Raw genomic sequence first — 14236 nt, forward strand, 5'->3', positions numbered from 1 at the left:
AAGGCCAGCTTGCAACGCGACTGTGCTTAGGCGGGGGCATGCAACGCATCACCGTATACCGCTTTCATGCTGGTGGCACTCCAGCAGTAACGAACGATTTCGGACTCATCGAAAAAGTCGGTATTAATGATGCTGCAGCGCGTCACCCAGTCCCGGGTGGGATTGAACCAGTCATTGATGTGGTTTTTGATGTCTTGAGGCCCTCCCAGAAACGCGTAGCTGGTGGCCGATAACGACCATAAAAATGTTTCGTAAGGCGCGTCTTTGAGTGTGTTGGAAATATGGGTTTTCAAATCCTCGGTGTCGGTAAACCGCTTGTTGATCCACTTGTGTGCAATACGCGGCCAGAAATAATTCTCATCCAGTTCCCGCCGTACGGGCGCCGCTAATATCACCCGGCGCAGAGCACTGATCCGCTTGAGCTCGCCGATCGTTTTTGTGGCGTTGTCGGGCGGTATCACTCGCTGTCCGAGTTGGCTGACCAGAAGCTCATTGAGTTTCTGATAGTCAAAGCGATTGTTGCCGTCCCCTAGCTGATGAAAGTCCAAAACCACGAATTCATCCGGGTTTCGGTCCAGGAAAGATGAAACTGCGCTGATGAGTTCATCGAGAACCCGATGTGACTGATATCCATTGTGATGGAAATAGAAAATCGACTGATCAGCCCCCTCGGTATAGCCCAAGCGGATATCGAATGCCCGTGCGCCATTGGACAATTGCCATGCAAATGAACCGTTTTGACATGTCGTCCAGTTGCCGACGACCACCTCATAATTAGGCGCCTGTTTATCCATGCCGGCGTTATGGGCGCCGGGCCAGATAACATCAGTCAGTTTTATACGATCGATGTCGAGGGCATTACTCATCCATTTTTGTTTATCCAGCGTGATTACTGCGTTATGGGTCATGACAGTTCCTTGTCGTAGACTCGTCTACCTCCATGGAGGGGACGAGGTCCATGTTTAGGGTGTGGCTGCGTGCCATACCTCTATTGCTCGCCTGCGTAGAAAGGCTTTCATGACCCAGCATAGAAGTGCGCGACTGCATTGCCAGTCACGGAAATACTTGCATAAGAATTAATCCTTTAATGGCTCGGCGCTAGTTGGCGCGCTTGGCCGCTTTACTCAGGTTTGCGGTCAGGCAATACGAAACGATGTTGCTTTCTTCAATGAAGTCGACATTGATAATGTTGCACCGTGTTGCCCAGTCGCTTTTATTCGGGTCAAACCACGAATTAAGCTCATCGTGAATATCTACCGGACCACCGAGAGCGCTATAACTGGTCGCGGACAGCGACCATGGTGCCCATGTGCCTGGCGGAAACTTCAGCACTTTTATAATGTGCTGTTCCAACTCGGAGGCACTGGTGAGGCCGTTGCCAGACCATTTGTGCTCGATCTGTTCAATGAATAGGTTTTGATCAAGGGCTCTGTTCCTGGGGGCTGCGACCAGTATTCTTTGCAAAGAACTGATTTGTTTGAGTTGACGCAGACTCAGCGACCGGTTTTTGCTGGGAATGATCCGATGACCGAGAAAGTGGATCATCATGTCATTAAAATAAGCGAAGTCAAACGTGCTTCCGCTCAGATCGTGAAAGTCCAGGATGATGAATTCATTGGGGTTTTCCTGGAGGAATTTTTCTACATCGGTTACAAGTTGGCCCAGGGTTCGGTCATTGCGATAATTGTTATGATGACAGCGAAATTTTCCAAGTCCCGGCGCGCGGGCGTCGTAAGTCAGGCGAATATCCAGCGCGCGGGAACCGTTGTGTAGCTGGGAATAAAACGATTTATGCTGACAGGCCAGCCAATGGGCTCCCGGGCCTTGCAGCCAAGTGGCTTTCCAGTCGCTTCCGGCGTTATGGGTGCCTGGCAGTGTCAACTCATTGAGCGACAGTGTATCGATTGCCGGCGTGCTGGCCATCCAGTTTCTAAGTACGTAGTTGTTCTGAACAGTATTGTCCATTTAATGCTTCCTTGCATAGTTTGATAGGTGTTATCGGTTGGCCGAAGTGAGTGGCTGTTACTCACTTCGGTCAATAATTTATAAAGGGAAAGAGCGGGGCGATCAATCGTTGTGATAATGCAAGATATGTGTATTTGGTTGTGCGTAACTTAAGCAGGGTTTCGGTTTTTCGCCTCAATCCATTGCGCCATGTATTGCGTACTTTTATGGTGGTGATGACGCAACATACTACCGGTAAAATTATCGCGTCTAAGTTGAGTCAAGTGCTGTTGGCAGTGCAACAACTTCTTGATCAATGCCGGGCCATGTTCCGACATTTTATATCGATCGGCCAGTAACCTCTGTCCGTGGGATTGGGCCTGCGCCCAAAGCGCTTCATCCTTATACAGGCGCACCGCACAGTCAGCCAGTTCCCGTGCCGTGCGGGCCACGGTCCCAGGCCAGGGATGATTGCCATGCATGGCTTCGGCGCCGATGGGCGTCGTCACCGTGGGGGTGCCACATAACATGGCGTCGACGATCTTGCCTTTGATACCGGCACCGAAGCGTAGAGGCGCCAGACAAATGCGTGCCGCCGACATCACTTGCAAAGCATCTTCTGCCCAGTTCATGACATGAAAGCCCTGGGCCGGGTTGTGCAACGCGGTAGCTTTGGGGGGGGTGTAAGCACCGTAGATATGCAACTGAGCCGTGGGCAGTTGCGCGCGGATCAACGGCCAGATGGCTGTTTTCATCCAGAGCACCGCATCCCAGTTCGGCGCATGTCGAAAATTGCCGATGCTGAGAAAGTGCGCCCGATCTTCAAAGGCTGTCGGCGGTACGAGCTCAGGTTCGACCATCAGCGGACACCAGTGCAACAAGTTGCGCGGCAGCTTGAACTGCTCGACCAGTAATTCGATCTCCACTTCAGAGATCATCAGGTTCAAGTCGCAACGGTACAGCGCAGCAATCTCCCGTTTGGCGAGATCGGTATCAGCCATCAGTTCGAACTCTTCGCGCAACGCCGGCGCGAACAAGTCGCTGAAATCATTATTGTCGTCATTGACCTTCAAGCGATCCTTGAGGCGCTGATGCCGGGCGTGCCGCAAGCTTTGCAGATCCGATGTCTCGAGGACACGCAGGGCATCGGGACAGTATTTTTCGACCCGCCAGCCAAACTGCTCCTCCATCATGAACTGATCGAACAGCACTATGTCCGGAGCAAGTTCACTGACGAAGTCGTCGAAACTGCTGTTGTTCAATTCAATCGGAATTTCACGAATGCCCAACGCCGTCAGATCAGCCCGATGTTCGCCGGTGCCGGCCGGGCTACTGAAGGTGACGTCCCAGCCTTGCTGCAAGAATGTCTCAAGGATTTGCATGACGTGCCCACCGGCCGCTGAAGAACGGGGCTCGGGCCAGACGTAACCAATGACCAGGACTTTGGTTGCGTTGAGCTGACTCATGACAGTGTTCCTTGGTGTAGGCGAGGAGGGACGAAGAAAAGGCCGCAATTAAACCACAGGAGGCGATTCCTGTGAGTTTGCGGCCGTTTACTTGAGTCGACGGGAGGTCAGCGCCCCTGTTGACAGAGATTTTCTGTCCCAGGCATCTAGGCGAGTGTAGACAGATTAATGATCACAGCCTCCGTGATGTGCTTACCGGTTGCGGTGTCGAACTTGCTCCTCATCCGGCCCAGGTTTTCGAGAAAGCGCGGGTAATTGGCCGATCGTTGATTCAGCAAGCCAATAGCCAGGGCGTAAGAGTCGGCGTTCAGGAGTGCAGGAGCCTCGGCAACGATCTTGGGCAAGTCTTTTTTAAGCTGGTTAAACTCACGGAACCCCTTGTGATCGGCATCCCGCAATGTGAAAGGATCTAATCCTTCCGGATGCTTCGCCAGATTCATCAACTGAGTCACATCGACATCGCCGGCCTTACCAAATGCGGGATCCGGGTTGCCATACATCAGGTCAATCGTACGTTGTGAGCCATGAGACATCTCATGCACCACGCCATCAGCGATCCGTCCTCTGTCGAACCTTTCCTTTTGGAAAAAGTCAGTCATATTGTCCGAGTAGATCTTAATGAATCGACTGTTAACCGAATCAGCAGGGTAATTCGCTGCTTTCCATCGCGCGAAGGTCTCGGGAAGCATTGCCGCCAGCGCGCCGTCCGAAGGTTTTTTTACAATATCTATGTTCTTCAGGGAGATGTGATTGAGGTCTTTTTTCATTTTGCGTAATGCTTCGGTCAGGTGCTCAACAGTTTGAGCGGAACTGTTGCCGAAGAAATACTTTATTACCGCTTTTACGTCGAAATCAGCACTGTTCGCCACCAGTTGATGCAGTGCGGTGTCAATTTTTGTCTGGGCGATCGGTAAGCTTCTTTTGACATAGGCGGAGACGAAGCTATCCGGGAGGAGTTTCTTGCGAACGTAGGACTTGAAACTCAAGTCGAAGTTTTTGAGTTTCTTTCCCCACGGCTGCCCCAGCCGGTTGAGAGCGTACCAGTCATCCTGCATGCGGACCGCCGACACGACGAAAGAATCTCCAGAGCTACCCAGCGGACGCCAGGTTCCTTGTCCGATATCAGTTCGTTGCGCCGCTTTGATCAAGTCATAAGCGTCAGCACTGCCGGTCAGTCTTCGAAGTTGATGGGTTGCACTTTCCAAAGAGTTCAAGCCAGCCCGACTGATACCCAATACACCTTTCTTTAAATACTTTCCGACGCCCAGGATCAGCTCTGGCGTACCGTCCAGCGGGTTGAATACAGAGTGGAGAAACCCTAGGCCCAACTTGGCTAGCGCTCTGGTCTTCGAGGCCGTGGAAACGGCCTTTGCCGCAACGCTAGCGGCTTTTGCGGCGACGCCAACAACCAGCAAAACGGTCATCGCTAGTTCAAGCGTGCAGGACAACGTACTGCCCCTGTTACGGTCCGGATCGTCGGAGAAGAAGTCTTCGATGCAGGATTTAAAAGGCACAATAATATTAATGAATGTCTCGAATTGTTGTTCTTCCTTTGAGTGTCTTTGCTCCAGTTCTGTTCGGCCCCGTGCGTCTTCTATCAGTTCGTCGTACGTCCAGAGGGGGCGATGCTTCAAAATGTAATTTGTCAGGGGGCTGAATTCTTCGCTTTGATAGCTCTCATAATAACCAGGCTTAATAGTGCGTGTTGTTTTTACCGATGCGTTCAATGATCCCAGTTTTTCAATTACCCCATGACTGGACCGGGTGTTGCCGGGTGGAACTCCATGGGTATAGCTCTCTATATCAGTTGGCAAATTGTGGATTTTTTCGGCTTTGCTCAAACTGTTGATGTGATCGGTAAAGTCCAGTCTCGCAGGTTGTGCCAGCAGACCTTCTTTTTGCACAAGTGCTGCCAGTTGAGGGTTCTCCCTGCATTCACCGTGTAAGGTGAACAGTTCATAACAATACAACCGGCCTTCATATTTCGAGCACATCACGACGCCATAGCGACCCGTGGCTTCATCTTTGGCTTTCTGTTTTTCCTGAGGAAACAAATCGGGAGGCTGGATGATGGCAACCGAGGGCCGGATAGTGAAGAAAGTGACTTCACCGCACAGCAAACGAACCCGGTCAGCCGGCGGTAACGCCGACAAAGCCAGCTTGACAATACTGGCCATCGCTTTTTCCAATGGCGCATAAGCCTGGTCAAAACGACGTTTGAAAATCCCCTCCGTAGAGACCAGATTAGGCACAAGGTGCGGAAATCTCTGGTAGAGACTAGGGCTTCTTTTCAAATCCCAGTTCAGTGTCCCCAGATGGTTGGACATGTTGAGCTCTACCATGGACATGGCTAACGGCTCGAAATTGTTGAACTCGTGCCAACCCCGTTGTTTCTCGAACAGTATTTTTTCGTCGATGAAATCGCAGTCCGGCACGATCTGCTCAAGTATCTCCCGGGAAATCGCTTTTCGGCTGGGCAGTGGGGTCGATAACGTGGCGACTGCTTGCGAATAGGCATCTGCAAAGGTCTGATAAGCCTCAATGGCACGATCACCAGAACCTTTATAGTCACTGACCACCTGCTCAAGAGTAATCACGTTGTTCAACAGCGCCCAGTCAATAATCGGGTCGACTGACAGCACACTGTGCAGAATTTCCTGCTCCTTGTTGACTGGCTCAATCGCTTCAAGTTGCATGACGTTGGCAAATGTCATGGAAAGCACGGAACCGCAAGCGTTGGCTTCTGCTATGGCAACGCCCCGACAGAACGTAATCCATTCGGGGGTGCCCAGTCGCAATGATTCGGGCAGATTTCTTACCAGAAATTCGGGTGCCCTGCCTGCCAGCAGCAAGTAGGCGGCGAGCGTACTGGTGTTAGAAGGAATGTCATGCTCATTCTCAAGATGCCGTTCCAGTTCAGTGAAAACCTCTGGAACCGATTTCTCTATGTTTTCAGGTGCATAAAGGTTGTAACCCGCGATGTGATTTCGACGCTCGTCGCCTCCCGCGTCCGGGTAAATGTCGAGAATAATTGCAGTCATGAGCACCTGCTCGAGGTTCAACTCTGAGACGGACTCACCTGATTTGGATCCGTACCAGTCAAGCGCTTTTAAATAACTTTCGGACCAGCTTTTGAAATAGGGGTGTACACCCAATTCATGCAGCAGTTCGCGGCAATTCAATCGGTTTGCTGTTTTCGAACGATTTCCCAATGCAATGCTACACAGGTCCACCAGCAGTTTTCCGCGTCCGCCGATGTGCTGAGCGGTCAAGGTACGAATTGTTTGCCTGTCGTCCGCCGACAACACCAAAGCCCTGTCCTCACTGCTCGTGATGGCTTCCCAGTAGTTACCCAATGCAGGGGAAGGGTGGTAGTCAAACTCTAGATGTTTGATCAGGTTTTTTATGCGTTTTACATCTTCGGGCAGTTCGTATTCGTGGAATGTGATCCATTGAGCAACACCCAGCCGATTGTCGAAGAACACCACTCTGTCGATGGTTGCTGCAATATCCGCGATTGCAACCAAATCATCATTGAGGTCCGGATCAAGTTTGGTCTTTGCGGTCAATCGTATTTCGCGGCCATTATGGGAGGCGATGATGTGACCTGCATCGACAACATAGAACGAAGCATCGGGATGGACGGAATAGTAGGCGAGCACTTCTTTAAAGGCGGGCTTGTCGATCATGCTCTGCAACATGACAGCGCCGGGGCGCAGCGCCTGTTCGAACGAAGAACCTTCGGTCACTGTAATGAATAGCTCTTCCCAGTCTATCTGCTCATTGTTTTCTTTTCCGGAAATAGCCTTTTTAAGCTGTGCGATGATTTCGCCTCGCTCGATTTTATCGCTCTCAATGCCTTGTTTAAGTCGAGGGGTGATGTCTTGAGGGTTGGATAGTTGCAAATTATAATTCGCAGCTGTGTGCAGTTGGTTCATTAGTAGTTCCTTCTACTGGTTGTTGCTTAAAGGTGTGGGGATCCTCTTTTAGTTTAAGTTATTGGGCAACTGGCATTGTATTAGTTCCTGTTTCAGGTGGGGTTGTAAAGTATTTATGGGTGCGGACTGTTCCGTTGCGGGACAACTAAGAAGCACCGCTATTTTCAGGAACAGGTGCTTGGCGCGGCTTAAGCGCTTAGTTACGTTTCAAGTATGCCCTTGACCTTATCCCGCAGTTGATCAATCGAGAACGGCTTGCCGATCACATGCATGTCATCAGGCACCTCGATGCTTTCGGCATAACCGCTGGCGAACAGAATCGGCAACTCGGGGCGCAGCATGCGTGCCTGCTTGGCCAGCTCCCGACCGTCCATGATTGGCAGCCCCACATCGGTCATCAGCAGGTCGATGTGCTGGTCCTCATCGTTGATGAAATCCAACGCCTCTTCACAGCCATCGGCCTCAAGTACCCGGTATTCCAGTTCCTCCAGCACATCGACGATCAGCGTGCGCACGATGGCATCGTCTTCGACGACCAGGATGGTGGATGTGTTGGTGGACATAGTGGGGCTCTCAAAGGTTGGATTTACGATAGCGTCGATCGAAATCGCCGGGCTCTTGCATGAGTATGGGACGGATCACGACAAGTTCCCGAGGCGTTACAAAGAACAATAGCCGCACAAGAGCCGCGAAGAATAACCGCTCCTTTGCGCCGGAGCAGTGAAATGCAGGGTATTGCCGAAAAACGTGTCAGAAAAATGGATCCCCTCGGCCGATTTGGGGCAGACTCGATGGCATCCAACAGTTCGACAAGGCTTCCCATGACCTCTGCGCCTGCGGTTGATGAGCAACGATTCCGTAAACTCCTGAGCCGCAACGTCAGCCTGCCGTTGGGTGTCGGTGTCATCAGCGCGGCGTTCTTTGTCTTGCTGATCACCTATCTGCTGTCGGTGATCCAGTGGGTCCAGCACTCGGACCGGGTGATCAATAATGCCAATGAAGCCGTAAAACTGACCGTCGATCTGGAAACCGGTATGCGCGGTTTCCTGCTCAGTGGCGACGAGCAATTTCTCGAGCCCTATGAGACGGCCAAGCCAAGAATAACGGTCGCCCTCAATACCCTGCTCGAACTGACCGCGGACAATTCGGTGCAAACCGACCGCCTGCACCGGCTCCAGGCCTTGCAGACGGAATGGGCCAATTACGCGCAATCGATAATCGATTTGCAGCGCGCAGGCGGTGATTACCGCAGCGTCGTCAAGGTCGGGCGCGGCAAACGGTTGACCGATGAGATCCGCAAGCAATTCGAAGACGTGATCGACATGGAGCAGCAGTTGCGTGCCACGCGCAATGAAGAAGTGCGAAGCGCCACAATCTGGAGCATCGCCCTTTATCTGTTGTTCGTAGCCGGTATCAGCGGATTGCTGGCCTATGTCGGCCGCCGGGATCTACTCAACCTGTCCCGCAGCTACAGCGTCAACCTCGCCGCGCAACAGGCCAGCGCCCGGCGTCTGGAACAGCAGGCCTGGTTGCGCAATGGCCAGACCGAACTGGCCGAGCAAGTCCTGGGGCAGTTATCGCTCAATCTGTTGGGCCGCAATATCCTGCAGTTCTGCGCGCAATACCTGGGCAGCGCCGTCGCGGCGATCTATGTCCGTGAGGAGCATGGTGGCCTGAAGCGCATCGCGTCTTACGGTTTCTCCCGGGAACAGGAAGCACTTGAGCAGCAGATTTACAATGGCGAAGGGATTGTCGGCCAGGTGGCGCAACAGGCGCGTCTGATTCGTCTTGATGAGGTGCCAGGGGACTACTTCAAAGTCAGCTCCGGCCTGGGCGACGGTTTACCACGCAGTGTAGTGGCGGTGCCGACCAGCGATGACGATCGCGTCAACGGGGTGATCGAACTCGGTTTCCTGCGACCGCTGACAGATCGTGACATCGAGTTGCTCGAACTGGTTGCCGGCAACATCGGCACCTCGATCGAAGCGGCGCGCTATCGCCAGCGCTTACAGGAAGTGCTGGCCGAAACCCAGCAACTCAACGAAGAGTTGCAGGTTCAGCAAGAAGAGCTCAAGAGCGCCAACGAAGAGCTGGAAGAGCAGTCGCGGGTTCTCAAGGAGTCCCAGGCTCACCTGGAAACCCAGCAGATCGAGCTGGAGCAAACCAACGAGCAACTCGCCGAACAGGCGCAGATCCTGGCCGAGCAACGCGACGCCATGGACCTGAAGAACAGCCAGCTGAATCAGGCCCAGCTTGAGCTCGAGGCCCGCGCCGAAGAATTGCAGCGTGCCAGCAAGTACAAATCCGAATTCCTTGCCAACATGTCCCACGAATTGCGCACGCCGCTGAACAGTTCGTTGATTCTGGCGAAATTGCTGGCGGAAAACCCGCAGGAAAACCTCAGCGCCGAGCAGGTCAAGTTCGCCGAGTCGATCTATTCCGCCGGCAACGACTTGCTCAACCTGATCAACGACATTCTCGACATTTCCAAGGTTGAGGCCGGCAAGCTTGAGGTGCGTCCGGAGAACACCAGCGTTGCGCGCCTGGTGGAAGGCCTGCGAGGAATGTTCGAGCCGTTGGCCGCGGACAAGAAACTGGATTTTGAAGTCGAATTGCGCGCTGACGCACCGCTGATGCTGTTCACCGATCGCCAGCGCCTGGAGCAAGTGATCAAGAACCTGTTGTCCAACGCGGTGAAGTTCACCGAAAAGGGCACAGTCAGCCTGATTGTCGCGGCTCAGCCAGGCGAGGGCATCGCCTTTATCGTCCGTGATACCGGGATCGGCATTGCGCCGGATCATCAGGACAGCATTTTTGAAGCCTTCCGTCAGGCCGACGGCACTACTAACCGTCGTTACGGCGGAACCGGCCTGGGCCTGTCGATCTCTCGTGATCTGGCCACCTTGCTGGGCGGCTCCGTCAGCCTGACCAGCACGCCGGGGCAGGGCAGTGTGTTCACCCTGGTGTTGCCGCAGCACTACATCGAACCGGGCGATGCGCCTGTCGAAACGATGAAAGCCACGCCGGTGACCATGCCGCAAGCCATCGTGGTTACCGCGCCTGTACCGTTGGTTGCCGAGGTCGAAGTCGCGCGTTTCGATGATGATCGCTACAAGGCGCCGTTCGCCACTCGTTGCATCCTGGTGGTGGAAGATGAGCCGGACTTTGCGCACATCCTCTACGATCTGGCCCATGAACTGGGTTATCAGTGCCTGGTGGCCTACGGCGCCGATGAAGGCTACGACCTGGCCCGGCAATTCATCCCCGACGCGATCCTGCTGGACATGCGCCTGCCGGATCATTCCGGGCTGACGGTGTTGCAGCGCCTGAAAGAGCAAGCCGAAACCCGGCACATTCCCGTGCATGTGATCTCGGTCGAAGACCGTGTCGAGGCCGCCATGCACATGGGCGCCATCGGTTACGCGGTCAAACCGACTACGCGCGAGGAGCTCAAGGAGGTGTTTGCCCGTCTCGAAGCCAAACTGACCCAGAAGGTCAAACGCATATTGCTGGTCGAAGACGACGATCTGCAGCGTGACAGCATCGCCCGATTGATCGGCGACGAGGACATCGAAATCACTGCCGTCGGCCTGGCGCAGGATGCACTCGATTTGCTGCGCACGACGATTTTCGACTGCATGATCATCGACCTGAAACTGCCGGACATGCTTGGCAACGACTTGCTCAAGCGCATGTCCTGCGAGGATATCTGCTCGTTTCCACCGGTGATCGTCTATACCGGGCGCAATCTGACCCGGGACGAAGAGGCCGAGCTGCGCAAGTATTCGCGCTCGATCATCATCAAGGGCGCGCGTTCGCCCGAGCGGTTGCTGGATGAAGTGACACTCTTCCTGCACAAGGTCGAATCCCGGTTATCCCATGAACGCCAGACCATGCTCAAGACCGCCCGCAGCCGCGATAAGGTGTTCGAGGGGCGCAAAGTGCTGCTGGTGGACGACGATGTACGCAATATCTTCGCCCTGACCAGTGCGCTGGAGCAGAAGGGCGCGGTGGTGGTGATTGGTCGTAACGGTCGTGAAGCAATTGAGCGATTAAATGAAGTCGAGGACATCGACCTGGTGCTGATGGACGTGATGATGCCGGAAATGGATGGTTTCGAAGCCACCCTGGAAATCCGCAATGATCCGCGCTGGCGCAAGCTGCCGATCATTGCGGTGACGGCCAAGGCGATGAAGGACGATCAGGAGCGCTGCTTGCAGGCCGGCTCCAACGACTACCTGGCCAAGCCCATCGACCTGGATCGCCTGTTCTCGCTGATTCGTGTGTGGTTACCGAAGATGGAACGCCTCTAATGGAGCGCAGCGAAATCGAACTGAGGTTGTTGATCGAAGCGATCTACCTCAAATACAGCTACGATTTTCGCGATTACTCCGGCGCGTCGATCAAGCGTCGGGTCAACCATGCATTGAGCCAATTCGAGTGCAATACCATCTCGGCGCTGCAAGAGAAGGTCCTGCACGACCCAACCGCATTCATGCAGCTGCTGCAATTGCTGACGATTCCGGTCAGCGAAATGTTTCGCGACCCTTCGCACTTCCTGGCGCTGCGTCAGGAAGTGGTGCCGCTGCTCAAGACCTATCCGTCGATCAAGGTCTGGATTGCTGGTTGCAGCACCGGCGAAGAGGTCTATTCGATGGCGATCCTGCTGCGCGAAGAAGGCTTGCTGGAGCGCACTATCATCTATGCCACTGACATCAACCCGCGCTCGCTGGATAAAGCCAGGCAGGGGATTTTCTCCCTGCAGAATGTTCGGGCCTACACTCACAATTATCAGCAGGCCGGTGGTCAGCGTTCGTTCGCCGATTACTACACGGCGGCTTATGACTACGCGATTTTCGACAAGAGCCTGTGCGACAACGTAACCTTCGCCGATCACAGCCTGGCCACCGATAGCGTATTCTCCGAAACTCAATTAATTTCGTGTCGTAATGTACTGATTTACTTCAACAAAAAGCTTCAGGATCGAACGTTCGGCTTGTTTCACGAATCTTTGTGTCATCGGGGCTTTCTGGCGCTGGGCAGCAAGGAAACCCTGGATTTTTCGGCCTATGGCAATCAGTTTGAGCCGTTGGTCAAACAAGAAAGGATCTACCGCAAATCATGAACAGTGCAGGTTTTCCTTGTGTAGAAGCTATCGTGATCGGTGCTTCGGCCGTCTGCGTGTCGAGCGGGAACGAATCCCATGCCAAGTGACATCCAGACCAAACTGCTGATCGTCGACGACCTGCCGGAGAACCTGCTGGCGCTTGAGGCGTTGATCAAGCGGCAGGACCTCATCGTCTACAAGGCCTTGTCCGCCGACGAAGCCCTGTCGCTGTTGTTGCAGCACGAATTCGCGCTGGCCATTCTCGATGTGCAGATGCCCGGCATGAACGGCTTTGAGTTGGCCGAGTTGATGCGCGGCACGGAAAAAACCAAAAGCATCCCGATTGTGTTCGTCAGTGCCGCTGGCCGTGATCTCAACTACGCATTCAAGGGCTACGAAAGTGGAGCCGTGGACTTTCTGCACAAGCCGCTGGATGTTCACGCGGTCAAGAGCAAGGTCAATGTCTTCGTCGATCTGTATCGCCAGAGCAAGGCGATGAAGCAACAGGTCGAAGCCCTGGAGCAAAGTCGCCGCGAACAGGGGGCGTTGCTCGAACAGTTGCAGAACACCCAGAAAGAACTGAAGCAGGCGGTGCGCATGCGCGATGACTTCATGTCCATCGTTGCGCATGAAGTCCGTACACCGCTCAATGGCCTGATCCTCGAAACCCAGTTGCGCAAAATGCACCTGGCCCGGGATAACGCCGCGGCGTTCACCCTGGACAAAATGCACGCCATGGTCGAGCGCGACGAACGGCAGATCAAAAGCTTGATCCGCCTGATCGAAGACATGCTTGATGTGTCGCGGATCCGCACCGGCAAGCTGTCGATCCGCCCCAGTCGGTTTGACCTGGTGCAACTGGTGCACAATCTTTTGCAGAACTTCGCACCGCAGGTTGAGGCCGCAGAGTCGTCAGTCAGCTTGATCGCCGACCAGCCCGTGATGGGCGACTGGGACGAGTTTCGTATCGAACAAGTGATTTGCAATCTGCTGACTAATGCGTTGCGCTATGGTGCCAAGAGCGCGATCGACGTTCGCGTGTACAATCACCACGGGCAAGCGCGGGTTGAGGTTCAGGATCGCGGTATCGGGATCGGTATAGAGAATCAACAGCGCATTTTTCAGCAGTTCGAGCGGGTTTCCACCAGGGCCGTGGTGGCGGGGCTGGGCCTGGGGTTGTTTATTTCGCAGCAGATTGTCGCCGCCCATGGTGGCTCCATTACCGTCGAGAGCCGGATTGGCGAAGGCGCCTTGTTTCGCGTTTGTCTGCCGCTGCAGGAAAACAGCCCGATGAACGCAACCTCTGATTGACCACATGGTCGTATCAGCAGCTATTGACCGAACAAAGGTTTTCCATGAGTGAAGATGCACAAGACGTGGTACTGATCGTTGAAGATGACCCTTCGATTTTGATGGTGCTGTCCGCTTATTTGTCGGGTGAAGGTTACCGGGTGCTGCAAGCCGAAAATGGTGAGCAGGCCTTTGAGATCCTGGCGAGCAAACCAAACCTGGACATGATGATCACCGATTTCCGCCTGCCTGGCGGGATTTCTGGCGTGCAAATCGCCGAACCAGCCGTGAAGCTGCGACCGGAACTCAAGGTGATCTTCATCAGCGGTTACCCGCAGGAAATCCGCGAGACCGACAGCCCGATCACCCGCAAGGCACCGATCCTGGCCAAGCCATTCGATCTGGATGTGTTGCAACAGATCATGCAGGACATGCTCTCCTGAAGCTGCGTCGACGGTTGTGTCGTACGGCCCCCCTGTAGGCGCTGCCGA

At 54.1% G+C, this 14236-nt stretch carries 9 protein-coding genes; 4 read left to right on the top strand and 5 right to left on the bottom strand.

All coding sequences use genetic code 11. The annotated features are described in order from the left end of the window. Window positions 1-26: 26 nt before the first annotated feature. The 5 genes from AC1DQM_RS01960 to AC1DQM_RS01980 all read right to left on the bottom strand — a co-directional run bounded on the left by AC1DQM_RS01960 (window position 27) and on the right by AC1DQM_RS01980 (window position 7911). A complete protein-coding gene (locus AC1DQM_RS01960; protein ID WP_477745771.1) occupies window positions 27-908 on the bottom strand; it encodes a phosphatidylinositol-specific phospholipase C domain-containing protein in 882 nt (293 codons plus the stop codon). A gap of 190 nt (window positions 909-1098) precedes the next feature. Beyond that, on the bottom strand, window positions 1099-1965 hold the full coding sequence (locus tag AC1DQM_RS01965) for a phosphatidylinositol-specific phospholipase C domain-containing protein (RefSeq protein WP_018926034.1): 867 nt from the start codon (window positions 1963-1965) through the stop codon (window positions 1099-1101). Window positions 1966-2114: 149 nt separating this feature from the next. Then, entirely contained in the window at window positions 2115-3410 is a 1296-nt protein-coding gene (locus AC1DQM_RS01970) for a glycosyltransferase (protein ID WP_477745772.1), read from the bottom strand. A gap of 146 nt (window positions 3411-3556) precedes the next feature. Next, complete coding sequence (locus AC1DQM_RS01975; protein WP_477745773.1) at window positions 3557-7348, bottom strand: M35 family metalloendopeptidase; 3792 nt, start codon at window positions 7346-7348, stop codon at window positions 3557-3559. Between the two features lie 200 nt (window positions 7349-7548). After that, a complete protein-coding gene (locus tag AC1DQM_RS01980) occupies window positions 7549-7911 on the bottom strand; it encodes a response regulator (protein WP_477745774.1) in 363 nt (120 codons plus the stop codon). Between the two features lie 258 nt (window positions 7912-8169). Between AC1DQM_RS01980 and AC1DQM_RS01985 the strand changes: the two genes are divergently transcribed. From AC1DQM_RS01985 to AC1DQM_RS02000, 4 genes are all read left to right on the top strand, one after another. Then, complete coding sequence (locus tag AC1DQM_RS01985) at window positions 8170-11661, top strand: response regulator (RefSeq protein ID WP_477745775.1); 3492 nt, start codon at window positions 8170-8172, stop codon at window positions 11659-11661. Then, window positions 11661-12473: a CheR family methyltransferase gene (locus tag AC1DQM_RS01990; RefSeq protein WP_018926029.1), complete on the top strand. Its 813-nt coding sequence runs from the start codon at window positions 11661-11663 to the stop codon at window positions 12471-12473. Before AC1DQM_RS01985 ends, AC1DQM_RS01990 begins: the two co-directional genes overlap by 1 nt. Before the next feature lie 78 nt (window positions 12474-12551). Next, window positions 12552-13766 carry a hybrid sensor histidine kinase/response regulator gene (locus AC1DQM_RS01995; protein WP_477745776.1) on the top strand — a complete coding sequence of 405 codons (1215 nt, stop codon included), beginning with the start codon at window positions 12552-12554 and terminating at the stop codon, window positions 13764-13766. A 44-nt stretch (window positions 13767-13810) separates the two neighbouring features. Beyond that, window positions 13811-14188 (top strand): response regulator, encoded by a 378-nt coding sequence (locus AC1DQM_RS02000; protein WP_018926027.1) that lies wholly within the window; start codon window positions 13811-13813, stop codon window positions 14186-14188. Window positions 14189-14236: the final 48 nt, after the last annotated feature.

It is taken from the genome of Pseudomonas sp. 01L34 (assembly GCF_056400265.1).